Source organism: Methylobacterium sp. J-077, assembly GCF_022829365.1.
Classification (GTDB): Bacteria; Pseudomonadota; Alphaproteobacteria; order Rhizobiales; family Beijerinckiaceae; genus Methylobacterium.
This window is the reverse complement of record NZ_JAKSYJ010000258.1, coordinates 40283-65193: the sequence shown is the minus strand read 5'-3', so window position 1 is coordinate 65193 and position 24911 is coordinate 40283. Positions and strand designations below refer to the sequence as shown.

At 66.2% G+C, this 24911-nt stretch carries 22 protein-coding genes and 1 pseudogene; 11 read left to right on the top strand and 12 right to left on the bottom strand.

Annotation, left to right across the window (positions count from 1 at the left end):
* Nucleotides 1–31: 31 nt before the first annotated feature.
* Nucleotides 32–631: an arylesterase gene (locus MKL11_RS32905; protein WP_243951598.1), complete on the top strand. Its 600-nt coding sequence runs from the start codon at nucleotides 32–34 to the stop codon at nucleotides 629–631.
* Nucleotides 631–1170: an RNA 2',3'-cyclic phosphodiesterase gene (thpR, locus tag MKL11_RS32900; RefSeq protein ID WP_243951596.1), complete on the top strand. Its 540-nt coding sequence runs from the start codon at nucleotides 631–633 to the stop codon at nucleotides 1168–1170. Before MKL11_RS32905 ends, thpR begins: the two co-directional genes overlap by 1 nt.
* A gap of 114 nt (nucleotides 1171–1284) precedes the next feature.
* Here the strand turns inward: thpR and MKL11_RS32895 are convergent, their stop codons facing one another.
* Both MKL11_RS32895 and MKL11_RS32890 read right to left on the bottom strand, forming a co-directional pair.
* Complete coding sequence (locus MKL11_RS32895) at nucleotides 1285–2844, bottom strand: methyl-accepting chemotaxis protein (protein ID WP_243951594.1); 1560 nt, start codon at nucleotides 2842–2844, stop codon at nucleotides 1285–1287.
* 240 nt (nucleotides 2845–3084) lie between these two features.
* Nucleotides 3085–3999 (bottom strand): sulfite exporter TauE/SafE family protein, encoded by a 915-nt coding sequence (locus MKL11_RS32890; protein ID WP_243951592.1) that lies wholly within the window; start codon nucleotides 3997–3999, stop codon nucleotides 3085–3087.
* 565 nt (nucleotides 4000–4564) lie between these two features.
* Here MKL11_RS32890 and MKL11_RS32885 point away from each other — a divergent pair.
* Nucleotides 4565–5309: pseudogene (locus MKL11_RS32885) on the top strand (hypothetical protein).
* A gap of 22 nt (nucleotides 5310–5331) precedes the next feature.
* Here the strand turns inward: MKL11_RS32885 and coaA are convergent.
* The 3 genes from coaA to MKL11_RS32870 form a co-directional block, all read right to left on the bottom strand.
* Entirely contained in the window at nucleotides 5332–6321 is a 990-nt protein-coding gene (gene coaA / locus MKL11_RS32880) for a type I pantothenate kinase (RefSeq protein ID WP_243951590.1), read from the bottom strand.
* Complete coding sequence (locus MKL11_RS32875; RefSeq protein ID WP_243951588.1) at nucleotides 6318–6641, bottom strand: phosphoribosyl-ATP diphosphatase; 324 nt, start codon at nucleotides 6639–6641, stop codon at nucleotides 6318–6320. The genes coaA and MKL11_RS32875 overlap by 4 nt, the downstream gene beginning before the upstream one ends.
* 146 nt (nucleotides 6642–6787) lie before the next feature.
* Nucleotides 6788–7735, bottom strand: a complete 948-nt coding sequence (locus tag MKL11_RS32870; RefSeq protein ID WP_243951586.1) for an aspartate carbamoyltransferase catalytic subunit — start codon at nucleotides 7733–7735, stop codon at nucleotides 6788–6790.
* A 183-nt stretch (nucleotides 7736–7918) separates the two neighbouring features.
* On the opposite strand from MKL11_RS32870, the gene MKL11_RS32865 reads away from it, so the two are divergent.
* From MKL11_RS32865 to topA, 3 genes are all read left to right on the top strand, one after another.
* Nucleotides 7919–8782, top strand: coding sequence for a cytochrome b/b6 domain-containing protein (locus MKL11_RS32865; RefSeq protein ID WP_243951625.1), 864 nt, complete (start codon nucleotides 7919–7921; stop codon nucleotides 8780–8782).
* Nucleotides 8779–9732: a molybdopterin-dependent oxidoreductase gene (locus tag MKL11_RS32860; RefSeq protein WP_243951584.1), complete on the top strand. Its 954-nt coding sequence runs from the start codon at nucleotides 8779–8781 to the stop codon at nucleotides 9730–9732. Before MKL11_RS32865 ends, MKL11_RS32860 begins: the two co-directional genes overlap by 4 nt.
* A gap of 345 nt (nucleotides 9733–10077) precedes the next feature.
* A complete protein-coding gene (gene topA, locus MKL11_RS32855; protein ID WP_243951582.1) occupies nucleotides 10078–12777 on the top strand; it encodes a type I DNA topoisomerase in 2700 nt (899 codons plus the stop codon).
* A 24-nt stretch (nucleotides 12778–12801) separates the two neighbouring features.
* Here the strand turns inward: topA and MKL11_RS32850 are convergent, their stop codons facing one another.
* Complete coding sequence (locus tag MKL11_RS32850) at nucleotides 12802–12990, bottom strand: hypothetical protein (RefSeq protein WP_243951580.1); 189 nt, start codon at nucleotides 12988–12990, stop codon at nucleotides 12802–12804.
* Between the two features lie 353 nt (nucleotides 12991–13343).
* On the opposite strand from MKL11_RS32850, the gene parE reads away from it, so the two are divergent.
* The gene (gene parE / locus MKL11_RS32845; protein WP_243951577.1) at nucleotides 13344–15404 is read left to right on the top strand and encodes a DNA topoisomerase IV subunit B; all 2061 of its coding nucleotides are present in this window, start codon (nucleotides 13344–13346) and stop codon (nucleotides 15402–15404) included.
* A 141-nt stretch (nucleotides 15405–15545) separates the two neighbouring features.
* Here the strand turns inward: parE and MKL11_RS32840 are convergent, their stop codons facing one another.
* The 3 genes from MKL11_RS32840 to MKL11_RS32830 form a co-directional block, all read right to left on the bottom strand.
* Nucleotides 15546–16034: a PRC-barrel domain-containing protein gene (locus tag MKL11_RS32840; RefSeq protein WP_243951575.1), complete on the bottom strand. Its 489-nt coding sequence runs from the start codon at nucleotides 16032–16034 to the stop codon at nucleotides 15546–15548.
* Nucleotides 16035–16211: 177 nt separating this feature from the next.
* Nucleotides 16212–17078 carry an outer membrane protein gene (locus MKL11_RS32835; protein WP_243951573.1) on the bottom strand — a complete coding sequence of 289 codons (867 nt, stop codon included), beginning with the start codon at nucleotides 17076–17078 and terminating at the stop codon, nucleotides 16212–16214.
* Nucleotides 17079–17280: 202 nt separating this feature from the next.
* Nucleotides 17281–17637 (bottom strand): hypothetical protein, encoded by a 357-nt coding sequence (locus MKL11_RS32830; protein ID WP_243951571.1) that lies wholly within the window; start codon nucleotides 17635–17637, stop codon nucleotides 17281–17283.
* On the opposite strand from MKL11_RS32830, the gene MKL11_RS32825 reads away from it, so the two are divergent.
* The 3 genes from MKL11_RS32825 to MKL11_RS32815 all read left to right on the top strand — a co-directional run bounded on the left by MKL11_RS32825 (nucleotide 17630) and on the right by MKL11_RS32815 (nucleotide 20771).
* Nucleotides 17630–17851: a hypothetical protein gene (locus MKL11_RS32825; RefSeq protein ID WP_243951569.1), complete on the top strand. Its 222-nt coding sequence runs from the start codon at nucleotides 17630–17632 to the stop codon at nucleotides 17849–17851. The two genes, MKL11_RS32830 and MKL11_RS32825, sit on opposite strands and share 8 nt — an antisense overlap.
* 185 nt (nucleotides 17852–18036) lie before the next feature.
* Nucleotides 18037–19605 carry a DEAD/DEAH box helicase gene (locus MKL11_RS32820; RefSeq protein WP_243951567.1) on the top strand — a complete coding sequence of 523 codons (1569 nt, stop codon included), beginning with the start codon at nucleotides 18037–18039 and terminating at the stop codon, nucleotides 19603–19605.
* Between the two features lie 104 nt (nucleotides 19606–19709).
* Complete coding sequence (locus MKL11_RS32815; protein ID WP_243951565.1) at nucleotides 19710–20771, top strand: sensor domain-containing diguanylate cyclase; 1062 nt, start codon at nucleotides 19710–19712, stop codon at nucleotides 20769–20771.
* Between the two features lie 66 nt (nucleotides 20772–20837).
* Here the strand turns inward: MKL11_RS32815 and MKL11_RS32810 are convergent, their stop codons facing one another.
* Together MKL11_RS32810 and MKL11_RS32805 are read right to left on the bottom strand one after the other, a co-directional pair.
* The gene (locus MKL11_RS32810; RefSeq protein WP_243951563.1) at nucleotides 20838–21215 is read right to left on the bottom strand and encodes a HesB/IscA family protein; all 378 of its coding nucleotides are present in this window, start codon (nucleotides 21213–21215) and stop codon (nucleotides 20838–20840) included.
* Between the two features lie 122 nt (nucleotides 21216–21337).
* A complete protein-coding gene (locus MKL11_RS32805) occupies nucleotides 21338–22306 on the bottom strand; it encodes a threo-3-hydroxy-L-aspartate ammonia-lyase (protein WP_243951560.1) in 969 nt (322 codons plus the stop codon).
* 277 nt (nucleotides 22307–22583) lie between these two features.
* Between MKL11_RS32805 and MKL11_RS32800 the strand changes: the two genes are divergently transcribed.
* On the top strand, nucleotides 22584–22796 hold the full coding sequence (locus MKL11_RS32800) for a hypothetical protein (protein WP_243951558.1): 213 nt from the start codon (nucleotides 22584–22586) through the stop codon (nucleotides 22794–22796).
* 672 nt (nucleotides 22797–23468) lie between these two features.
* Here MKL11_RS32800 and lpdA read toward each other — a convergent pair.
* A complete protein-coding gene (lpdA, locus tag MKL11_RS32795) occupies nucleotides 23469–24908 on the bottom strand; it encodes a dihydrolipoyl dehydrogenase (RefSeq protein WP_243951557.1) in 1440 nt (479 codons plus the stop codon).
* Nucleotides 24909–24911 lie beyond the last annotated feature (3 nt).

The window sequence follows — 24911 nt, the reverse complement described above, 5'->3', positions numbered from 1 at the left end:
CGCAGCGCTAGCGGGTCTGGTGGTCCCTTTCATGACAGCGACGCAGGCGGCGCCCGGCGGGCCGATCAAGCTGGTCGCCCTCGGCGACAGCCTCACGGCCGGCTACCGCCTGCCTTCTGATGCCGCCTTTCCGACCGTGCTGGAGCGCCTGCTCAAGGCCAGGGGCGCGGACGTGACGGTGGCCAATGCCGGCGTCTCCGGCGACACCGCCACGGGCGGCCTCGATCGGGTCGACTGGTCGGTACCGGACGGGACCGCCGGGGTGATCCTCGAACTCGGCGCCAACGACATGCTGCGGGGCACCGACCCGAAGGTCACCGAGGGCGCGCTCGCGGCGATCATCGAGCGGCTCAAGGCCCGGGGGATCCCGGTGCTGCTGGCCGGCATGCAGGCCGCGCCCAATCTCGGCCCGGACTACAAGGCGCGGTTCGACGCGATCTTCCCGAATCTCGCCAAGCGCTATGACCTGATCCTCTACCCGTTCTTCCTCGACGGGATCGTCGGCGACCGGGCCCAGCACCTCGACGACGGGCTGCACCCGAACCGGCAGGGCGTTGAGACCATCGCGGCCCGGATCCTCCCCACGGTCGAGATTTTTTTGGATGGCCTCCGGCAGGGGGCGTCGCGGTAGTGCCGCGCCTGTTCACCGGGCTCGCGGTGCCGCCCGAGGTCGCGGAGGCGCTGCGGATCTTCCGGGGCGGCCTGCCGGGCGCGCGCTGGATCGAGCCCGGCGACTATCACGTCACCCTCCGCTTCCTCGGCGATATCGCGATTCCCGTGGCCGAGGACGTGCTGGAGGCGATGGCCGAGATGCGGGTGCGCCCTGCCCTCGCGGTGACCCTCGACGGGCTCGGCATCTTCGGCGGCGACCGGCCCCGGGCGCTCTACGCCTCGGTGGTGCCGAGCCCGGAGCTGATCGATCTCCAGGCCGAGCAGGAGCGGCTGGTGCGCCGGGCGGGCGTCGAGCCGGAGCGCAGAAAGTTCACCCCGCACGTCACCCTGGCCCGCCTGAAGCGCGAGGCCAGCCCGGAGGCAGTGGCGATGTACCTCTCGCAAGGGCCGGCCTTCGCGCCGCTGGTTTTCACCGCAGACCGGGTGACGCTGTTCTCGGCCAGAGAGTCGACCGGCGGCGGACCGTATGTGGCGGAGGCGGAGCTTCGGTTCGCGTGAGATAGCAAGCTGGATTGGTGCACCTTGTTCGCCCTTTCGACCGCCTGCAAGGATGGACGTAGGTGAGGCGGGCGCCTCGATACTACGCCCAGTCGCTCGCCCCATCACGAGCGATCAAGCTGCGCGGACGGTGGCCAGGAAGCGGTTGACCTCAATTGTGAGACGATCGGATTGATCTGACAGCGCCGAGGCTTCCTCTAGGACCTGACGGGCTGCTGTCCCGGTCGCTTCCGCTGTTTCTGCAACGCGTGTGATACTGCCCACCACTTCACCCGTTCCTGCCGCCGCCGCGGAGACGTTCAGCGCAATTTCCTGGGCTGCCACACCTTGTTCCGCCACCGTCACGGCAATCGATTTCGTGACGTTGTTCATATGTTGGATCCTCTTGATAATCTCGCTGATCGCGGAAACAGCCTGACTTGTCGACATCTCAATATGCGCCACTTGGTCCTCGATTTGGTCCGTTGCCTCGGCGGTCTTACCAGCGAGTTCCTTGACCTCACCGGCGACCACGGCAAAGCTGCGGCCGACCTCGCGGGCCCTGGCCGCCTCGATGGTCGCGTTCAGGGCCAGGAGGTTCGTTTGTCGAGCGATGCTCGCGATCAGGCCAGCCACATTTCCGATCCGTGATACGGCTCCGCTCAATTCGTTCACAAGCATTCCCGTCCGGTCTGCCTCGAAGACTGTCGTCTGGGCGAGTTCTGCCGAAGTGTCGACTTGACGTCTGATCTCCAGAACTGACGTGCGGAGTTGGTCCGCGGCGACGGCCACGATTCCCACATTCACCGCTGCTTTCTCAGCAGCCGTTGTTGCGCCCAACGATTGATCGGCTGTCTCGCCGGCAGTGCCGGCCATACATTCAGCGGTGGCCTGTAATTCGGTCGCAACGCCCGTCAAGCGGCCGATGATACCGCCCACCGTCGATTCGAACTTGTCAGCAATCAGAGACATGCCGACGGTGCGCTGTACTTCCGCTGCGACCCGGGCAACGGATTTTTCCTCCTCCAGGTGCCGGGTGTGGATCAGGTTATCCTTAAACACCTGCACAGCAGCCGCGATCGCGCCGATCTCGTCACCGCGGTTGCGGTAAGGCACCGTGATGTCGACGTCACCGTCTGCCAATCGTCCAATCACCGATGTGATCTGGATTACCGGACTTGAAATGCCGAGTCCGACCACCGACAGAAGGGCTAAGATCGGCAGAACGACTCCGGCAGACCAGAGGGCGATCACGACTCCGCGCGCCAGAACCGTTTCTTCGACATCATCAAGATACAGTCCGGTTGCGATCACCCAGCCCCAGGGCTCGAAAAGTTGGACGCTGGCAATCTTCTCGACAGGGTCCGCCTTGCCCGGGCGCGGCTTGCGATAATGTACGAGCCCTGAACCGTGTAAACGAGCTTTGGAAATTTGTTCAGCGAAGTAGAGCTTTCCGCCAGGAACATCGATCTCATCTGCAACATATTTGCCAATCGAATTTTTATTATAGTCATTGGCAAGAAGGATGCCGTCCAGGCTTTCAACCCAAAAATAATCATTGTTGCCGTAGCGCATGGCGGTGACCGCTAGGAGAGCGGCCTGTTTAGCCTGCTCCATCGGCATCCTCCCGGATCTGGCGAAGCTCTCGTAATGAGCCACGACGCTCAACGCAGCTCGAGACAGGTTGGTAGTCATCTCTGCCCGATCAGCGAGCGCAGAGCGTCGAATTTCCGAGAGACTGAGCGCTGCTAAGAATGCAATCATGACGATAATGATGCCAGCTACGACGCCAAGTTTAATTCCAATTCTCAAGTGGGTGAGAGTTATAATAGACCAAGCGCGTCTCATTATATCAGCAAATCCTGAGTCCCGGGGAGGGATTTGTTTCATAGGAAGAAAGCCTTTTAACGAGCGTCCCTCGGGCTTCGCAAAAACTCATAGGACGAGGCTCAAGCCTGAAACGACAAGCAGGATGTTGATGGCCTTCGCAAAATGGAAATCCGAAAGCCGCTTATAAAGCAGCAGGCCGAACGCTGTGCCTAACCAGGATCCTGGAACGCAGAGCAGTGCTGCGAAGTCGAATGCGGGACCACCGCCGAACCCACGGGCGGCGGCGATCGAGAACAAGGCGGCGACCTGCAGGATCAGGATGAAGGGTTGGAAAAGAGCGCGCTGCTCGTTCTTGTTCCATTCCTTGAAATTGCACCAGATGGTGACCGAAGCGCCGGGAAAGCCGATAGATCCGCCTGTTATACCTCCAAGGAAGCCTGTGATCACGTCATAAGCTGGATGCTGATAAGGGCAGATAGAGGCGGGGCGCATCAGCATGAAACTGCCATATATGATAAGGAAGACGCCAATGCCGATCGTAAACAAATGTCGGTCCGCGTAGAGGAGCATCGATACACCGAGCGGGAGTCCTAGGGCGCCGCCGGTCAAGAAAACGGCCAGATTCTTCCAATTCACTTGATGTCGCAGATCCCAAACCATCGCCGCCTGATTAGCGATGCTGCAGGTGATCATGATCTGCACCACCTCTACGGCGTCGCGGTTCAGGTGAAACAGAATAGCGCCACAAATGGCCGAGAATGCGAAGCCGCCAATGCTCGATAGCGCAGAGGCGGCGGCCGTCGCGAGAATCACGGCGGCGCTCAGCTTGGCAGAGTTGATGCTGTAGGCAAGGCAGGCGAGGCTTCCAGCCCCGAGCGTGAGCCAAAGCCAGGGTAGGCCGGCGATTTGAGCACGACGCATCTGGTCGAGAGGCGAGAGAATCCCGCTGAAGATTTTGGAAAATGTCATCTCCGATACGACTTCAATCCGTTGTGCCGAGTATCCGGCTGCCTGGCGCACCGGACTCTTCGGCTTCGAAAGGGTGCAACCTGACGCGGCAGTCGATCTGCGCGATAGCCAGAAGGCTGAGAGTGACGAGGATCGCATATCGCATTGAGGCCTCTGGCTCGCAGTTGCGGGATGATTCGGTTGCGTCGCATCAATGAATATTTGAGCGGATTTGATCGCCAACTCAGAATAAACTCTTACAAACGACAGCTATCCAGTTTATATTTCTGTATAAAACATCTCGAGGCACACAGTTTTACCCTCGTTTTATTTCAACTATATCACAATTTTACGATTTTATGGCTTCTTTGTGGCATATTTTGATAACAGCAATGTTGTTTTTAAAAAATAGTTCAGATTTAATGTCTATATCTTGGGCTCGTATTTTGTTGATTCGATAATATTTTACAAATTAAATTGGCACGAAAAAGAAAAAATCGAGATAGCTAGCGTGTGATCAGACGACCGCGAAGATAAAGGTCGGATGGTGCGATGCTGCACGGTGGCAAGGTTCGGTATGCAGTCCCGGTGCGTGATGGTGCATCTCGTCCCTGACGCCTCGGGAGGAAGATGGCCGGTGGCAAGCGTCCTTCACGGCAGTGCTCGCATGACGCCGCGTATTCGATGCGTGCGCGAAGGGCCGAAAGACAGTCGCCACCCCCTACCCGCCGCTTAGGGCGTGAACCCGAAGACGGTCGCCAAATGGCTTGGTCAGGCGCTGACGACCGACGCGCCAATGGGCCCGAAATCGCCCAAGTTTACGGTGCCGACGTCAACCGATGAAACGCGCGTGATCGAGGTCCGGCACCGGACGCTGCTGTCGCTCGACGATGTCCTGGGCTACCAGCGCGACACGATCCTGAATTTGAGCCGCCCCGCCTAGCATCGGTGCCTACGGCGGGACGGCATTTCTCGCCTTCCGGCAGCCGGGACGGCGGAGACACGCAAGCACTTCAAGACCGACGAGATCGGCATCGTGCCTATCGACAGGTTCGAGTTAGGCCGTGCCGCAGGCGAACTGATCAAGGCCCAGGCGATCGATCGTGTCTCGAAGTCTATAGTCGTCCAGCTCCACGACCCGCGGGCACGATGGAAGGATCAGCCTTCCTCAAGAAGGTTGTGGCAGCTTTTCCCTACAAGATTTACGCGGTGCTGACTGACACCGGCATGGCGTTCGCCGACCCGCCGAAGAACACTTCGCTAAGCACCTCAAGGCGCTCCGCTGGAAGACCCCGTTCCAGACCATCTGTCAGGCCTGAACCGAAGACCCAGATCGGTTCAGGATCGACCCAAACTACCTCATCCCGAGACCACACACTTAGATTGCTGCGCCTTCGGAACTGGTCACAACCGCCGCAAAGCCACGCTCTCGATCCGGTGGCTCGCGCCCTTGGTGAGGATCAGGCTCGCCCGCTGGCGGGTGGGTAAAATATTCTCGCGCAGGTTCGGCAGGTTGATCGTCGTCCAGAGCCGGTCGGCGATGTCCAGGGCCTCGCGCTCGGGCACCTCGGCGTATTTCCGGAAGTAGGACCGCGGGTCGCGGAAGGCGGTCTGGCGCAGGCGCATGAAACGGGTGACGTACCAGCGGTGCAGGTCGTCCTCGTGGCCGTCGAGATAGATCGAGAAATCGAAGAAGTCGGAGACGAACGGGATCGCGGTGCCGTCCCGCGGCAGGCGGGCGGGCTGGAGCACGTTCAGGCCCTCGACGATCAGGATGTCGGGGCTCTCCACCACCCGCTCCTCCCCGGGCACCCGGTCGTAGACGAGGTGCGAGTAGAGCGGCGCGGTCACCCGCTTGTGGCCCGCCTTCACGTCGTGGAGGAAGCGCAGCAGCGCGGCGGTGTCGTAGCTCTCGGGAAAGCCCTTACGCTCCATCAAGCCGTGCTCGGCCAATTCGGCATTGGGCAGCAGGAAGCCGTCGGTGGTGACGAGATCGACCTTCGGGGTGTTGGGCCAGCGCGCCAGCAAGGCGGCCAGGATCCGGGCGGTGGTCGACTTGCCCACCGCCACCGAGCCGGCCAGCCCGATGATGTAGGGAGCCTTGGTCTCGCGCTCGGCCAGCAGGAAGCGCTGCGTCGCCTTGAACAGGCCCTGCGTCGCCGCGACGTAGAGCGAGAGCAGCCGCGACAGCGGCAGGTAGATCGCCACCACCTCCTCGACCGAGATCGGGTCGTTGATCGATTGCAGCCGCTCGATATCCTCGGCCTTCAGCGTCAGGGGCGTGTCGGCGCGCAGCTGCGCCCATTCCTCGCGGCGGAAGCGGCGATAGGGCGAGAGCCGATCCGATGCGTCGAGGATCGCCTCGACCGAGCCCGGCAGCGCGGCCGCGTTCACGCGGGGCGCCTCGCGGCCTTTTCGGCGATCCCGCTCTGGGCGGTGCGGCGCTCCAGCTCCGCCATCACGGCGTCGAGCTCGACGCCCCCGGCCCGGAGCAGGACCAGGAGGTGGTAGAGCACGTCCGCGGCCTCGTTCCGGAGGCCGGTCTTGTCGCCCTGCACCGCCGCGATGGCCGCCTCCACGGCCTCCTCGCCGAGTTTCTTGGCCGCCTCGGCGGGGCCTTTGGCCAGGAGCTTGGCCGTGTAGGAGGTTTCCGGGTCGGTCCCGGCGCGGCTCGCGACGAGCTTGGCGAGGTCGGCGAGCGTGTAGGCGGTCATGAAGCGATCTGCATGTGAGGTCGGCCTTGAGGGGTCGGCCGAGGCCGTATTCGGCAGGAAACTGCGCTACGGCCGCCCCGCGGGCAAGCAGCGCAGGTGAAGGCGGAGCGGCTTTGTCCGACCTAAAACTGATTCGAGGGTCGTGTTCAGCCGTTCGGCAGGTGCCGGGCCAGCGCTTCCAGCACCGCCATGCGCACCGCTACCCCCATCTCGACCTGCTCGCGGATCAGCGACTGCGCGCCGTCGGCGATCTCGGAGGAGATCTCGACGCCGCGGTTCATCGGGCCCGGATGCATCACCAGGGCGTCGGGCTTGGCCAGCGCCAGCTTCTCGGCATCGAGGCCGAAATACCGAAAATACTCCTTCACGGAGGGCACGAACGAGCCGTTCATGCGCTCGCGCTGGAGGCGCAGCATCATGACGATGTCGCAGCCGTCCAGGCCCTTGCGCATGTCCGTGAAGGTCTCGACGCCGAAGCGGGCGATGCCGGCGGGCAGAAGCGTCGAGGGCGCGATCAGGCGCACCCGCGCGCCCATGGCCTGCAGCAGGATGATGTTCGAGCGCGCCACCCGCGAATGCAGGACGTCGCCGCAGATCGCGACCTGAAGACCCTCGATCCGACCCTTGTTGCGGCGGATCGTCAGCGCGTCGAGCAAGGCCTGGGTCGGATGCTCGTGGGCGCCGTCGCCGGCATTGACCACGGCGCAATCGACCTTGCGGGCCAGGAGGTGCACGGCGCCGGCCGATTCGTGGCGCACCACGATGATGTCCGGCCGCATCGCGTTGAGCGTCGCGGCGGTGTCGATCAGGGTCTCGCCCTTCTTCACCGAGGACGAGGCCACCGACATGTTCATCACGTCGGCGCCGAGCCGCTTGCCGGCCAGCTCGAAGGAGGATTGCGTCCGGGTCGAGGGCTCGAAGAAGAGGTTGATCTGGGTGCGGCCGCGGAGCGTCGTGCGCTTCTTCTCGACCTGCCGGGAGATGTCGACGGCGGCCTCGGCCGCGTCGAGCAGCACCTCGATGTCGGGCCGGGTCAGCCCCTCGATGCCGAGGAGGTGCCGGTGCGGGAAGGCCGGAGGCGCGGGACTCGTCATGATGAGACGGGGGTGTAGGTCCGGCTCGCCGCCCCGGCAAGGCGGGCAAGCGCCTGCGGCGTTTTTCATGGCCTATGCCTGCGGCCTTTTTTCATCGGTTGGTAACTTGCGCATCTGCGCCACGTATCAGCGGCATCCGCACCGCCACGATCCTCGCGAGACGCACGCTTGAGTACCGAAAGCCTGGACGCGACCCCCGCGCGCGAAGCCCCCGAGACCGTCGACGCCTCGGGGCGCCGCTGGTTCTACCGCCATCCCGCGGTGATCCGGGCGGCGCACTGGATCAACGCCGCGGTGCTGCTGGTCCTGCTGATGAGCGGCTTGCAGATCTTCAACGCCCACCCGGCTTTATACTGGGGGGCGGCCTCGACCTTCGATAATCCCGCCCTGGCGATCACCAGCGAGCAGGGACGCGACGGCACGAATCGCGGCATCGTGACGATCGGCTCGCACAGCTTCGAGACCACCGGGGTGCTGGGCCTGTCCCGGGAGGGCGGCACCGCCGTGGATCGAGCCTTCCCGGCTTGGGTGACCCTCCCGGCGGACCAGGACCTTGCGACGGGACGGCGTTGGCATTTCCTGTTCGCGTGGTTCCTGGTGCTGAACGGCGCCCTCTATCTCCTGTACGGGCTGTTCAGCGGCCAGCTCCGCCGCCGGCTGATCCCGGACGGCGACCAGATCAGCGACTTCGGCGGCTCCGTGAAAGAGCACCTGCTGCTGCGCTTCCCCGAGGGTGAGGAAGCCAAGCGCTACAATGTGATCCAGAAGCTCACATACCTGGTGGTGGTGCTGGGACTGCTGCCCGCGATGGTTCTGGCCGGGCTCGCCATGTCCCCCGGGGTCGACGCGGCCTGGCCCTGGCTGACGGAGCTGTTCGGCGGCCGGCAATCGGCGCGCAGCATCCATTTCATCGCCGCTTGGCTGCTGGTGCTGTTCGTGGTCGTCCACGTGGTGCTGGTGCTGGTCTCCGGCTTCGTCAACAACATGCGCGGCATGCTCACCGGCTGGTTCAGCCTCGGCCGTCCCGAGAAGGAGACCGCGCGATGATCCTCCACCGCCGCAAGCTGCTCACCGCCGGCGCCGGCCTCGCCGGGACCGCCCTGCTCGGCGGCTGCGACCGTTTCAGCGGGACGGAGACCGGGCGCCGGACCCTCAAGGTCGGCGAGGACGCCAACCTGTACGTCCAGCGCCTGCTCATGTCCCCCGCCACCCTGGCCCGGGAATTCCCGGCCGCGATGATCTCACCCTGGTTCAAGCCGAACGGCACCATCGACCCGCCGGACCGGAAATTCCGCGCCCTGGCGGCGAAAAAGTTTTCGGATTTCAAGCTCACGATCGACGGCCTGGTGCAGAAGCCGCTGTCGCTCAGCCTGGCGGATCTGCGCGGGCTGCCGTCGCGCACCCAAATCACCCGCCACGATTGCGTCGAGGGCTGGAGCTGCATCGGGCAGTGGTCCGGCGTGCCGCTGGCCGAGTTGCTGAACCGGGCCGGGCTGAAGCCGCAGGCGCGCTACGCGGTGTTCCACTGCGCCGACACGCTGGAATATGCCGGCGGCGGCCTCGAAGGCGGCGACGGTGCCTCCCTGTGGCGCCCCGAGCATCCGAGCCATGTCCGTGACGGCGCTATCCAGCTCGCCGCCGCCGAGGATTGGGGCGGCGGCGCACCGACCGCGACCGACGCGCCCAAGGACGATTGGGGCCAGGGCGCGCCGGAGCCGGAGGCGCCCGAGGATAAGCGCACGCCGATCCGCTACTATGAGAGCATCGACCTGTTCGATGCCTTCAACCCGCAGACGATCCTGGCCTACGACCTCAACGGCAAGCCGCTGCCGGTCTCGAACGGCGCGCCCCTGCGCCTGCGGGTGGAGCGCCAGCTCGGCTACAAGCAGGCCAAATACGTGATGCGGGTCGAGCTGGTGGACTCGCTGGCGGGCTTCGGCCAGGGCGCCGGCGGCTACTGGGAGGATCGCGGCTACGAGTGGTACGCGGGGATCTGAGCCGGTCGGACGATGCGCCACCGTCATTGCGAGCGCAGCGAAGCAACCTAGGGACGCGCCAGGTTCGGGGATCGCACGACGCTGGGTTGCTTCGCTGCGCTCGCAATGACGGCGCGGGGTAATTCAGACAACCGTCGGTGACCGCGCCCAAAGTTGCCCGCTCGGCCAAGGTCCTGCCGCGTTTGGCCGGATCGACGGTGACCGCCCGCCATTTGACAACCCGCCCCTCGTAACCCACTTGTCCCCGGCGCGCGGCCCCGGCCCGACGGCGGGCACTCGTCCCACGCGAATTTCGAACAGAATTCGTCCGTCGCGCCCAGGCTCCGTCGAGGGGCAGAGGTCTGAATGAAAGTCGTCGTCGTCGAGTCGCCGGCCAAAGCCAAGACGATCAATAAGTATCTCGGCCGCGATTATGAGGTGATCGCCTCCTTCGGGCATATCCGCGACCTGCCGGCAAAGGACGGCTCGGTCGATCCCGAGCAGGATTTCCACATGGTCTGGGAACTCGCGGACCGGGGCGCCAGCCGGGTCAGCGAGATCGCCAAGGCCTGCAAGGGCGCGGACAAGCTGATCCTGGCGACCGACCCGGATCGCGAGGGCGAGGCGATTTCCTGGCACGTCCTGGAGGCGCTGAACGCCCGCAAGGCGCTCAAGGGCATCCCGGTCGAGCGCGTGACGTTCAACGCCATCACCAAGGCCTCGGTCGAGGCGGCGATGCGCAAGCCGCGCGAGATCGACCAAGCCCTGGTCGACGCCTACTTGGCGCGCCGGGCGCTGGATTACCTCGTCGGCTTCAACCTCTCGCCGGTTTTGTGGCGCAAGCTGCCCGGCGCCCGCTCGGCCGGCCGCGTGCAGTCGGTGGCTTTGCGGCTCGTGGTCGAGCGCGAGATGGAGATCGAGAGCTTCAAGCCGCGCGAGTACTGGTCGATCGTCGCGACGCTGACCACCACGGACGGCGCGACCTTCGAAGCCCGCCTGGTCGGGGCAGACGGCAAGCGGATCCAGCGCCTCGATGTCGGTACCGGCGACGCGGCGGCGGCGTTCAAGCGCGACCTCGAACTCGCGACCTTCCAGGTGGCGAGCGTCGAGGCGAAGCCGGCCAAGCGCCACCCGCAGCCGCCCTTCACCACCTCGACCCTCCAGCAGGAGGCATCGCGAAAACTCGGGATGGCGCCGGCGCAGACCATGCGGGTCGCGCAGCGGCTCTACGAGGGGGTCGATGTCGGCGGCGAGACGGTCGGCATCATCACCTACATGCGGACCGACGGCGTCGACATGGCGCCGGAGGCGATCCAGGACACCCGCAAGGTGATCGGCAAGGAGTTCGGCGAGCGCTACGTGCCAGACGTGCCGCGCAAGTACAGCGTCAAGGCCAAGAACGCGCAGGAGGCTCACGAAGCCGTGCGCCCGACCGACATGAGCCGCCTGCCCAAGATGGTGGCCCGCCATCTCGAGCCGGAGCAGGCCAAGCTCTACGACCTGATCTGGACCCGCACCATGGCGAGCCAGATGGAATCGGCCGAGCTGGAGCGCACAACCGTGGACGTCACGGCCAATGTCGGCCCGCGCCGGATCGACCTGCGCGCCACCGGCCAGGTCGTGAAGTTCGACGGATTCCTGGCGCTCTACCAGGAGGGCAAGGACGACGAGGAGGACGAGGAGAGCAAGCGCTTGCCGCCCATGAAGGCCGGCGACCCGCTCACCCGCGAGCGCATCACCGCGACCCAGCATTTCACCGAGCCGCCGCCGCGCTATTCCGAGGCGAGCCTGGTCAAGCGTATGGAGGAGCTCGGCATCGGCCGGCCCTCGACCTACGCGGCCGTTCTCCAGACCCTTCGGGATCGTGAGTACGTAAAAATCGAAAAGAAGCGGCTGCAGCCGGAGGACAAGGGGCGGCTCGTCACCGGCTTCCTCGAAAGCTTCTTCCGTCGCTACGTCGAGTACGATTTCACCGCCGATCTCGAAGGCCAGCTCGACCGCGTGTCCAACGCCGAGATCGACTGGCGGGCGGTGCTGCGCGATTTCTGGAAAGACTTTTCCGCGGCGATCGGCGAGACCAAGGAACTGCGCGTCACCGACGTGCTGGAGGCGCTCAACGGCCTGCTCGGCCCGCACATCTTCCCCGACAAGGGCGACGGCTCGAACCCGCGCACCTGCACGGTCTGTGGCACCGGCCAGCTCTCGCTCAAGCTCGGCAAGTTCGGCGCCTTCATCGGCTGCTCGAACTACCCGGAGTGCAAGTACACCCGCCAGCTCTCGGCCTCGGGGGTCGACGGCGACGGGGACGGCTCCTCGGGGGAAGGCGGCCAGCCGGGCGTCCGGGTGCTGGGCAACGACCCGGTGACCGGCATGCCGGTGACGATCCGCGACGGGCGGTTCGGGCCGTTCGTGCAGCTGGGCGAGGCCTCCACCGAGAAGGACGGGGCGAAGCCGAAGCGCTCGTCCCTGCCGAAGGGCCTGTCGCCCTCCGAGGTCGGCCTGGAGAAGGCGCTCGCCCTGCTGTCGCTGCCGCGCGAGGTGGCGCGCCACCCCGAGACCGGCGAGCCGATCCTGGCCAATCTCGGCCGGTTCGGTCCCTACGTGCAGCACGGGAAGATGTACGCCAATCTCGGCAAGGACGACGACGTGCTGGAGATCGGCGCCAACCGCGCCATCGACTTGATCGTCGCCAAGGAGCAGGGCGGCGGCCGCGGCCGTCCGGCCGCCGATCCGGGCCGGCCGCTCGGCAAGGACGAGACCAGCGGGCGCGACTTGGTGGTCAAGGCCGGCAAGTACGGCCCCTACGTCACCGACGGCGAGATCAATGCCACGCTGCCGAAGACGATGAATTCCGAGGCGCTGACCCTCGACGAGGCGATCGCGCTGGTGAACGCCAAGCGGGCCTCGGGCGGCGGCAAGCCGGCCAAGCGCGGCTCGGCGCGCAAGAGTCCGGCCCGGGCTTCGGCCGGCGACAAGCCGGCGGCGAAGAAGAGCGCTGCCAAGAAGCCGGCGGCCAAGCGCGCTACGGCCAAGAAGGCGCCTGCGAAGAAGTCGGGCGCCGGTTGAGACCGGTCGCTCGCGGCGGCGGGATCAGACCAGGTAGCTGATCGTCGCCGCCAGGGCGGTGGCGAAGGTCGCAATCGCGACGGTCGCTGAGGCCACGAGCAAACGGGATTGCGGTGCCGTGACCGCTTCCTCGTCGCACCCGAAGGCGGTGCCGGCAGCATGCTCGAAGCGGATCAGGGTGAGGCGGCGGGCCTCGATCGCGGCGTTGCTCATCGACGGCGGCTCCCTGACCACGGTCAAGCTCGTTCCGGACGTAACGCGGCTGGGGTCGCGCGGTTCCGGTTCGGGCGACTGCTGAGAATGCGTTAACCCACGATTGTGCAACGTCGTGATGACGGCGCCCGCCGCGCCGAACCGGCCGGCGCCGTCCGCGCCCCTCGCTCGCGGCGGCGCAGCATGCGATGGTGGGGCGGTTCGGCGACGCACCGAACGCTCTGGATGTTTCTGTTTTGTTCCGCTATGATGCGGGGATGAAGGCGCATGCTGCACGCTCCCAGGCCGGTCCGGCCGACGCCCGTCTGCCCAACACCGAGCCGGCCGATGCGCCGCGTTCACGGAGGCCACGCGTGAGCGATCCGGCGCGCGACCTGTTCGGGCCCGGTGCGAAGCCCCCTGCCCCGCGTCCGGCGGAGCCGCGACGGCGGCTTGCGGAATCAGCCTCGGTCTCGACCATCGCGGCGGCCGAGCCCGAGGCCGGCTACACCGCCTCCGACATCGAGGTGCTGGAAGGCTTGGAGCCGGTCCGGCGCCGACCCGGCATGTATATCGGCGGCACCGACGAGCGGGCCCTGCACCACCTCTTCGCCGAGGTGATCGACAATTCCATGGACGAGGCGGTGGCCGGCCACGCGAGCTTCATCGAGGTCGAGCTGGAGGAGACCGGCGCCCTCGTGGTCACCGACAACGGCCGCGGCATCCCGGTGGACCCGCACCCAAAATTCCCCGGCAAGTCGGCGCTCGAAGTCATCATGACGACGCTGCATGCCGGCGGGAAGTTCGACTCGAAGGTCTACGAGACCTCCGGCGGCCTGCACGGCGTCGGCATCTCGGTGGTCAACGCCCTGTCCGACCTCTTGGAGGTCGAGGTCGCCCGCAACCAGACCCTCTATCGCCAGACGTTTTCGCGCGGTCATGCGCAGGGGGCGCTGGAGCTGGTCGGCCGGGTGCAGAACCGGCGCGGCACCCGGGTGCGGTTCCACCCCGATGCTCAGATTTTCGGCTCGCTGAAGTTCGACCCGCGCCGCCTGTTCAAGATGGCGCGCTCCAAAGCCTACCTGTTTGGCGGCGTCGAGATCCGGTGGCGCTGCGCCCCCGCCCTGCTCGAGGGCCTGGAAGGCGTGCCGGCCGAGGCGGTGCACCGGTTCCCGGACGGTCTGCGCGATTACCTGGCCCGGGATATCGAGGGCAAGGAACTGGTCACCGAGGCGATGTTCACCGGCAAGGTGACCAAGCCCGGCTCGCACGGCTCGCTCGAATGGGCGGTGGCCTGGATGGTCGCCGAGGATGGCTTCTCGCATTCCTACTGCAACACCATCCCGACGCCGGAGGGCGGCACCCACGAGGCCGGCCTGCGGGTCGCGCTGCTGCGGGGCCTGCGCGAGCACGCCGAGCGTGTGAACCAGGCCAAGCGCATGAATGCGGTGACCACCGACGACGTCATGGCGACCTGCGCGTCGATGATGTCGGTGTTCATCCGCGAGCCCGAGTTCCAGGGCCAGACCAAGGACAAGCTCGCCACCGTGGAAGCCCAACGCATCGTCGAGACGGCGGTGCGCGACGCCTTCGACCATTGGCTGGCCGCCTCTCCGGCCCAGGCCAACAAGCTGCTCGACTGGGTGATCGACCGGGCCGAGGAGCGGCTGCGCCGGCGCCAGGAGAAGGAGGTCGCCCGCAAGAGCGCGACCCGCAAGCTGCGCCTGCCTGGCAAGCTGGCCGATTGCTCGGCCGCCGGCACCGCCGGCTCCGAGATCTTCATCGTCGAGGGCGATTCCGCCGGCGGCTCGGCCAAGCAGGCCCGCGACCGGACCACCCAGGCGATCCTGCCCCTGCGCGGCAAGATCCTCAACGTCGCCTCGGCCTCCCGGGACAAGCTCGGCGCCAACCAGCTGATCTCGGACCTGACCCTGGCGCTCGGCTGCGGCACCGGCGCGGCCTTCCGCGAGGCGGATCTGCGCTACGACAAGGTGATCATCATGACGGACGCCGACGTCGACGGCGCCCACATCGCCTCGCTGCTGATCACGTTCTTCTACCGGCAGATGCCGAAGCTGATCGACCGCGGCCATCTCTACCTGGCGATCCCGCCGCTCTACCGGCTGCAGCAGGGCTCGAAGGTGGCCTATGCAAGGGACGACGCCGATCGGGAGCGGATCACCAAGACGGTGTTCAAGGGCGGCAAGGTCGAGATCGGGCGCTTCAAGGGCCTGGGCGAGATGATGCCGGCCCAGCTCAAGGAGACCACCATGGACCCGAAGAAGCGCACGCTGCTCCGGGTCGCGATCCTCGACGAGGCCAGGGAATCCACCGGCGACACGGTGGAGCGCCTGATGGGCAACAAACCGGAAGCCCGTTTTGCCTTCATCAGCGAGCGCGCCGCCTTCGCCGACGGGGTCGATCTGGATATCTGATAGGGCGCCTTGCCTCTCGTCAGATCCATCGCAAGCAAGCAGGCCTATGACAACTTACGATGTCATAGGCCTTTTCTCTAATGGGGGGCGGGCTGTGGCCCGTCAAACCGCCTAGCCAGTCCAGGACCGGCGCTGGTGAAATCAATCCGCCAACGCCTTGGCCGGATCGAAGGGCTGGGCGGCCGCGATCGTGTCCTTGCTCATGTTGAGCACGGCGGAGAATCGATCGCCACCCGGCCGCAGCACGAGGGCGTCGGGCTCTACGGCGATGCGCTTGCTGCCGAGACCCAGGACGCCGCCGACATCCAGCACCACCGCCTTGAGAGCACCGCCGTCGGCGATCAGCAGGTCGTCGATCTTGCCGACATCGTCGCCGGCCGGATTGCGCACCACTACGCCGATCATCTTGGAGGCCATGAAGGAGGCCGGCTTGAGCCCCTGCCGCTTGGCTGCAGCCTCGGCGCTTCCCGCTGTCATCAGCCTGCCGCCGCCCTCGCCCCCGGTCGACGTGCCGGGCCCGGTGCCGGGCAGCACGGTCTTGTTGCCGATCACGCTGGAATCCTGGGCTCCGGCCGGGGACCCGGCCAGGGCGATGACGGCAAACGGCAGGAAAAAGAAGGCGTTTCGCATGAGAGATCGCTCCCGAGCGTCCGGGCAAGCGCGGCGCTGCGGTCATAATTCCGCGTTGAAACGGCCGTTCCTGTCGTCTCTGTCGCACCGGGAGGCCCGGAAACGACAAGAGACCCGACCTTACGGCCGGGCCCCTCGTCTCGACAGTGCCGGCTGGGCCGGCGCCGAGGTTCGATCCTAGTACGAGCCGAACTTGTAGTTCAGGCCGGCGCGGACGACGGCGAACTCGGTGTTGGCGGCAGCGCCGTTGAGGTAGGCGGTGCCGTTCGGGGCCAAGATGTTGCCGTAGTACACGCCACCGGCGGTGTTCTTCTGGCGGTCGAGGTTCACGTACAGGCCTTCGACCTTCAGCGTCACGGCCGAGGACTTGAAGAAGTTCAGGAACGAATCGGTGGGCAGGGCGTACTCGAGACCGCCGCCGACGGCGTAGCCGGAGCGGAAGCTGTCGCGGAAGCGGTTGCCAGCGAAGTTCTGGTCGTCCTGGCCCGAGCCGTAGGCGTAACCGCCGGTGGCATACACGAGGGTCCGGTCGAAGGCGTAGCCGAGGCGGCCGCGCACGGTGCCGAAGTAGTCGAGGCCGTTGCCGCTGGTGGCGACGAAGGCGCGCGGGTTCGAGAACGCGGTACCCGGAGCGCCGACGAGGCCGTAGTTCTGGGTGGCGTTGGCGCGGCGGGCGAAGTCGACGTACTGGGCGTCAGCCTCGATGCCGACCACGAAGCCGGAGCCCGGCGTGAACTGGTAGTTGTAGCCGATCTGCGCGCCGCCGGTGAAGCCGTCGTTGTTGTTGCGGTTGTTGACGCTGACGATGGCGTTCGTGTTCGCTGAATTGATCACCGAGCCCGTCGGCAAGGCGTAGTTGGTGGTGTTGCGGCTGCTGGCATCGAAGCCGTAGCCGGCGTTCACGCCGACATAGAAACCGGTCCAGGTGAACACCGGCACAGGCGTGAACACCGGCGGCGGCGCAGCGCGACGCGGCAGGTCGGCCGCGGAAGCGGCGACGGTCATGCCGGCGAGGACGGTCGATGCAAGGAGAACTTTTTTCATAATCTCTTGGGTCCTGGGATTGGCTTAAGCCGGCTGCCTTCTAGGCGCTCTCTGTCTGCGGGTCTGTTGCTTTCCTGCAACAAGCTTGCCGAGACTAGCCCGATCTCGTCAACGAAAGATGAAGGTTACGTGCACACATTCCCGTCATCACCATGCGACCGAGCATCGGAAGCTGCATCTGAACTCTAACAAAATCTGAAGACTAGCCGGGATCGAAGGGCAGATCGGCTGCAGGGTCTAGCCGTTTCTGGGCGCGCATTGATGAGAGTCTTGCGATCGGGTTTCGGTGGCGGCGTTTTATTTCGGCACGCTTGGTGCGTCGGTCGCCGGTCTTGCGTAAGCCGCCGATTAACCCTGTTCCCTTAAGCCTGCCGGCATAGCCCGTTGCCGGTGTCGCGGCCTGGCAGAGAGGATCGTCCATGCTCGCGCCCGGCGAACGGCCGACAAGATCATTCGGGACCCGCCGGCCCACCGCCGAGACGGAAGCCGGGTTCGCGTCGAGCCCCGGCGCGGGAGCGCCGGATCGGCCCGCTGGATCTTTGGCCTGGGCGTTGCGCATCTCGGCTTTCGTCGGGCTGCTCGCCATCCTGGCCACCCATCAGCTCGCCCGGCTGAGCCGGATCGACCCGGAGCTGGCCCAGCTCGCCCTGGGCGGGCGGGTACTCCCAGTCGATCCGGAGACAACCGGCTCGATCACGCCCGCCGACGTCGCCGCCCGGGCGACCCGCCTCGATCCCTGCCTGTTGCCCGCCGTGGACCGCCGCCAGCCCTGATCGGCTGTGCGTGGAGCCCGGATGCGCGCATTGCGAGATTGACAAGCTGCGCCAAGCCCCTAACTGACTGCCACATGCGCCCCGCGGCCACGGGAGCGTTCGTGCGCCCTATCAGAGCCATCCCGAGCCGTTGCCGCGACGGTGTCCACCGCGCCGGCCGGGCGCGCAACGGTTCCTGAACGCAGATGCCTTTTTCCGACCTGGGACTGAGCGAGAAAGTCCTGAACGCCGTCCAGACGGCGGGTTACACCGAGCCGACGCCGATCCAGGCCCAGGCCATCCCCCACGTGCTGGCACGCCGGGACGTCCTGGGCATCGCCCAGACCGGCACCGGCAAGACCGCGGCGTTCACGCTGCCGATGCTGACGTTGCTGGAGAACGGTCGCGCCCGGGCCCGGATGCCGCGCACGCTGATCCTGGAGCCGACCCGCGAGCTGGCGGCGCAGGTGGTCGAGAATTTCGACCGCTACGGCACCAACCACAAGCTCAACGTCGCGCTGATCATCGGCGGCGTGTCCTTCGCCGACCAGGATGCCAAGCTCACCCGCGGCACCGACGTGCTGATCGCGACGCCGGGCCGACTCCTCGACCATTTCGAGCGCGGCAAGCTGCTGCTTACCGGGGTCGAGCTCTTGGTCATCGATGAGGCCGACCGCATGCTCGATATGGGGTTCATCCCCGACATCGAGCGGATCGTGAAGATGGTCCCGTTCACCCGGCAGACCCTGTTCTTCTCGGCGACCATGCCGCCGGAGATCGAGCGGCTGGCCGACATGTTCCTGCACAACCCGCAGCGGATCGAGGTGGCGCGGCCGGCGTCCACGGCCTCGACCATTACGCAGCGGCTGGTCGCGGTCGGGTCCGAGGGCCATGCCAAGCGCGAGCGCCTGCGCAGTCTGATCCGCGGCGAGGCCGAATTGAACAACGGCATCATCTTCTGCAACCGCAAGCGCGACGTCGCGCTGCTGCAGAAATCGCTGGTCAGCCACGGCTTCGACGCCGCGGCGCTGCACGGCGACATGGATCAGCGGGCCCGCACCACCGCGCTCGACGCGTTCCGCGCCGGCGAGACCGCACTCTTGGTCGCCAGCGACGTGGCGGCCCGCGGCCTCGACATCCCGGCGGTCAGCCACGTCTTCAACTTCGACATCCCGCATCACCCGGAGGATTACGTCCACCGGATCGGCCGCACCGGCCGGGCCGGCCGCAGCGGCGCGGCCTACACGCTGGTCGCCCCCGGTGACGATCGCTCGCTGAGCGCCATCGAGGCGCTGATCGGGCAGCCGATCCCCTGGCTGGACGGCGACCTGACCACGGTCGCCGACGATTCGTCCGCCGATACTGGCACGCGCCATCGCGGCCGGTCGGGCGAGGGCCGCGGCGGGCGGCGCTCGGGCAGGTCCGAGGGGCGCTCCGACGGGCGCTCCGCTGAGAAGCGCGCGCCCGAGGGCAGGTCGCCGGAAGGCCGGTCGTCCGAGGCCAAGGTGTCCGAGGCAAAGCCCGAGGTTCGGGCCGAGGCCAGATCCAACAGCCGCGGCGCTGGCGAAGCCGGGGGCCGTCAGCGGTCGCGCGGCGGCTCCGGTAGCCAGCGCAGCGAGAGCCGTCCCGCCCCGCGCTCCGAGCCGGTGCGCGAGGACAGGGAGCGTGATGAACGCGGCCGCCGCGTCGACGCCGACGGCGATACGCCGATCGGACTTGGCTCGCACGTTCCGGCCTTCTTACTTCGACCAGTCTTGGCAAAGAAAGATAAGTAACGCATATCGGTCTTGGCTTAACTTTCCAGCTACCAACCTGCTTTAGACTGAGATTCGGGCCGTAGTTTCTCAATCCACCGGCGGCCCCGGACGGCGGGATGCGGATGAGCCACGAGCACTCTTCGGATCGCGATCGCAGCTTGGCGCTGGCCAAGCGCGCCCATGACCTGATTCACGATTACGGGCCGTCGGCGACGCCGCGTGCCTACGCGGTCTGGTACGCCTATGTGTCCGGCGAATTGCCCCTGCTCGGCGACTCGGTCAAGCGCTTGACCACGCAGAACGGCTGCCTCACGGAATCCGATATCGACGATCTACACGAGGCCTATCTCGACGGCCGGCAGCTCACGAGCGCGGCGGGTGATGTCAGCCTCGGGGTGCTGGACGAGATCGCCGCGGTGACCGAGATTTTGGACCTGTCCCTGGGCTCGACTGCGCAATACGGCGAGGCCCTGCGTGGGCTGGCCCAAGACTTGGCGCAGGAAGGCATGCCGACCCGGGCGCGGCTCGGCGAGATCGTCTCGACTCTGGTCTCCACCACCCGCGAGGTCGCGGTGAACAACCGGGTTCTCGAAGCGCGGATGCGCGAGACCCGAAGCGAGATCGAGACCCTGCGCGAGAAATTGGAGGCGAGCCGGCTCGAGAGCCTGACCGACGCGCTGACCGGATTGGCGAACCGCAAGCATTTCGAGGAGATGCTGAAAGCCTCCGTTGAGGCTGCCCGCGCCGGGGCCGCCCCGATGAGCCTGATCGTCCTCGACATCGACTTCTTCAAGCGCTTCAACGACCTCTACGGTCATCTGACGGGTGATCAGGTGCTGCGGCTCGTCGCGATCGTCATGCGTGAGAATGCCGGCAAGCAGGCGCAACTCGCCCGATTCGGCGGCGAGGAATTCGGGATCCTGCTGCCGAGGGCCGACCGTGCCCTGGCGCGGCAGGTGGCCGAGACGGTCCGGGCCAGCGTGATGGGCCGGGAACTCGTGAAGCGATCGACCGGTGAATCGCTCGGCAAGGTCACGGTCTCGCTCGGCATCGCGGTGCTGCACGCCAGCGACAGCCCGGCCTCGCTCTTGGAGCGGGCGGATTTGTGCATGTTCGCGGCCAAGCGCGCAGGCCGCAACCGCGTCGTGGACGACGCGGCCGAGTCGCTCTCCCAAGTCGCCTGAGGCGAGCCCGAGGATTTCGATGTCGCATCACCCCGAAAGCCGCAAACCGCCTTTCGGGATGATGCTTCAGACCCGTGCCGGGATCCGGTCCTCGGAGACCGGGGTGATCGCAACCGACTCGCCACAGCCGCAGGCCGAGGTCTGGTTCGGGTTGTTGAACACGAACTGCGAGGCGAGCTTGGTGGTGGTGAAGTCCATCTCGGTGCCGAGCAGGAACAGCACCGCCTTGGGATCGACGAACACCCGGACGCCGCGATCCTCGACCACGTCCTCGCCGGGCTTGGCCGCCTCGGCATATTCCATCGTGTAGGACATGCCGGCGCAGCCGCCGTTCCGGACGCCGACCCGCAGGCCCGCGATCGGCCGGTCGGCATCCGCCATGATCGCCTTGATCCGCTCGGCCGCACGATCGGTCAGCGAAAGAACCTTGAAGTCTGAAAACATCGTCACCCTCCCGCCCATCCGGGTTCAAGGCCCGGGAGCGCGTATTCTGACAAGCACAAGATAAGCATCCGTCCCCGCCCGGTCCACTCCGGCCGGGCCACAGGGCCGCGGCATTCGGCGCGTCAGCTTGATCGACCGACCAGATGCGCGAAGGTCGCGAGATCGACGTTGCCGCCGCTGATCACCACGCCGACGCGCTTGCCCCTCACATCGACGAGCCCGTGCAGCACGGCGGCTGCTGCGAGGCAGCCGGTCGGCTCGACCAGAAGCTTCATCCGCTGGGCGAAGAACCGCATGGTCTCGATGAGCTGCGCGTCGGAGACGGTGACGATGTCGGCGACCTCGCGCTGGATGATCGCGAAGGTGAGGTCGCCGAGTGCCGTCGATTGCGCCCCGTCCGCGATGGTGCGCGGGACTGGGATCGTGACGATCCTGCCCGCACGGAACGATTGCTGCCCGTCATTGCCGGCCTCCGGCTCGACGCCGATCACCCGGCAGCCCGGCGACAGCGTGGCCGCGGAGAGCGCGCAGCCCGCGAGCTGGCCGCCGCCGCCCAGGCAGGCCACCAGCACGTCCAGCGGCCCGGTCTCCTCGATCAGCTCCTGCGCCAGTGTCCCCTGCCCAGCGATCACGTCGCGATGGTTGAACGGCGGGATCACCGTCATGCCCCGGGGCTCGGCGATCTCGCGCCCGAGCGCCTCGCGATCCTGAGTGTAGCGGTCGTACAGCACGACCTCGGCACCGTAGCCCCGAGTCGCGGCGATCTTCGCCGCCGGTGCATCCTTTGGCATGATGATCGTCGCCGGGATGCCGAGCAGACGGCTCGCCAGGGCGATTGCCTGGGCGTGGTTGCCCGAGGAGAACGACAGCACCCCGCGGGCGCGCACCGCCTCCGGCAGGGCGCTGATCGCGTTGTAGGCCCCGCGGAATTTGAAGGCCCCGCCCCGCTGCAGATTCTCGGCCTTGAAGAACAGGTTTGCGCCGGTCTGTGCATCCGCGGTGCGCGAGGTCAGAATCGGCGTGCGATGAGCGATTCTGGCGATGCGCTCCGCCGCCCGGGCGACATCCGCGTAGGTCGGCACAGCGTTCATGCTTATCGTCTCTGCTGGCTCCGTCATTTTATCCCCGACCGCTTCCGCACTGCACGTAGCCGCTTCAATAAGGACGATTCGGCTCCGGCGCATCCCGTCGGCTCACAGGCCAAGGTTCCTGCCAAGTTACAGGTCAAGCGGAGCCATTCGATGGCCCGGAGCTTGTATTCCTGGACAAGCTTGGGAGGAGCGTCGCGATGCTGGGCGAATCAAATGGCGGGACCACGTCCGCAGCCGGGATGAAGCACGGCATCGCAGGCGCTCGATGAGCGACAGGATGCGCGATCGACGGACCGGTGACGAGGCGACGGAGGTCACATTCCGGGGGCGCGGGCTCGCGCTCCGCTCCGGCGGCCGGCTGATCCTGCTCGTCTGCCCGCTCTGCTCGCAGCGCAATGCCAGCCGTGGTGCTGAACGGGGCATCTGCGCGTGGTGCGCCTACGTACCCTCGCAGGATCAGGCCGAGCCGGTGGAGCGCGGGAACGGCTGACGCACCTTCGCGACCGTTCATTCTCAAGCGCGCGATCCCTTGAAGTTTTCGGGCAATCGGGTTCGACTGGCCATATCGACCGCCACACCGCGTCCGCGAGATGAGGTGTCCGCGAGGTCGAACCGGTATCGATCGAGGGACACGCTCGCCGGACCGAATGGCGACGTCATCGTGCGCTGCGTACTATTTACGATTGCAAATTCTGGCCGAAATTTTAATTATAAGTTAGGGAGCTGCCGACCGGGAGGAATCATGCAACCGTCGGAATGCTGCATCTTTCGCATGATCATCGCATCCGTGATCGGAAGCTTTGTCACACTTTTGCTCGTCCGAGGCTTCGACCCTTGGGCGTTGGCGCTGATCCCCGTCGGGGGAAGCTTGGCGACCCTGTTCGTGATCGCCCTGTTCCAGGCCGTGAGTCTCGCCTTGACGGCTCGGTCGACCTCGAACACCGAGTCGCCGACCTAGCAGCTAACGGAGAGGGCGTTTCCATCGGGCCCTTTTTCGGGAGGGGTGAGCGAAGCGAGCTTCGGAGGCGCCCTCTGGTCGGCTGCGCGATTCCTTGACCCCCCTTCGCGGCTGCGGTGCAGCCCAACGGACTGCGGTGGGATGCGGGCCGACGAAGGGCTCGTCACGCCCTTCGTCGATTGTTTCCCGGCGCCGTATCGAACGTCAGGTGTGGATTACCTTCCCGTAGGCGTCGAGCACGCTCTCGTGCATCATCTCGCTGAGCGTCGGGTGCGGGAACACCGTGTGCATCAGTTCCTCCTCGGTGCTCTCCAGGTTCATCGCCACCACGTAGCCCTGGATCAGCTCGGTCACCTCGGCGCCGACCATGTGGGCGCCGAGCAGCTGGCCGGTCTTGGCGTCGAACACGGTCTTGATCAGCCCGTCCGGCTCGCCCAGCGCGATCGCCTTGCCGTTGCCCGCGAAGGGGAACCGGCCGACCTTCACGGCAAAGCCCTGCTCCTTGGCCTTGGCCTCGGTCAGCCCGACGCTGGCGATCTGCGGCTGGCAATAGGTGCAGCCCGGGATCTTGGCCTTGTCCATCGGGTGGGTGTGCAGGCCCTTGATCGTCTCGATGCAGAGGACGCCCTCGTGCTCGGCCTTGTGGGCGAGCATCGGCGGGCCGGCGACGTCGCCGATCGCGTAGAGGCCGGGCACGTTGGTGCGGCCGAGCCCGTCCGTCACCACGATCCCGCGGTCGATCTTAACCCCGAGCTTCTCCAGGCCGATATTCTCGATGTTGCCGACCACGCCCACCGCCGAGATCAGTTTTTCCGCGGTAATCTGCTGGGTCTTGCCGTCGCCGCCCTCGATGGTCGCCGTGACGGAGTTCGCGCCCTTCTCGACCTTCGTGACCTTGGCGCCGGTGAGGATCTTGATGCCCTGCTTCTCAAAGCGCTTGCGGGCGAGGCCGGCGATCTCGGCATCCTCCACCGGCAGGATCTGCGGCAGCAGCTCGACCACGGTCACCTCGGCGCCCATGGTGCGGTAGAACGAGGCGAACTCGATGCCGATCGCGCCCGAGCCCATCACCAGCAGGCTCTTGGGCATCGTCTCCGGGACCATGGCCTCGTAGTAGGTCCAGATCAGCGTCTTGTCGGGCTCGATCCCGGGGATCGCCCGGGGGCGGGCGCCGGTCGCCACGATGATGTGCTTGGCGCCGTAGGTGCCGGCGCCCTTGGCGCCCTTCGGCGGCTCGGCGCGCTTGCTCTCCGTCACGGTGACCTGACCGGGCTGGTTGCCCTTCGCGACGCTGTCGACCGCGGCCTCGCCCCAGATCACGTCGACCTTGTTCTTCTTGAGCAGCATGCCGACGCCGCCGTTGAGCCGGCCCGAGACGCCGCGGGAGCGCTTCACGATCGCGGCGGTGTCGAACCCGACCTTCTCGGCGGTCAGCCCGTAATCGCCGGCGTGCTGGAAGTAGTGATAGATTTCCGCGGAGCGGAGCAGGGCCTTGGTGGGGATGCAGCCCCAGTTCAGGCAGATGCCGCCGAGATGCTCGCGGTCGACCACGGCGGTCTTGAAGCCGAGCTGCGCCGCCCGGATCGCCGTGACGTAGCCGCCCGGCCCGGCGCCGATGATGAGGACGTCGTAGGTGTCGGACATTTG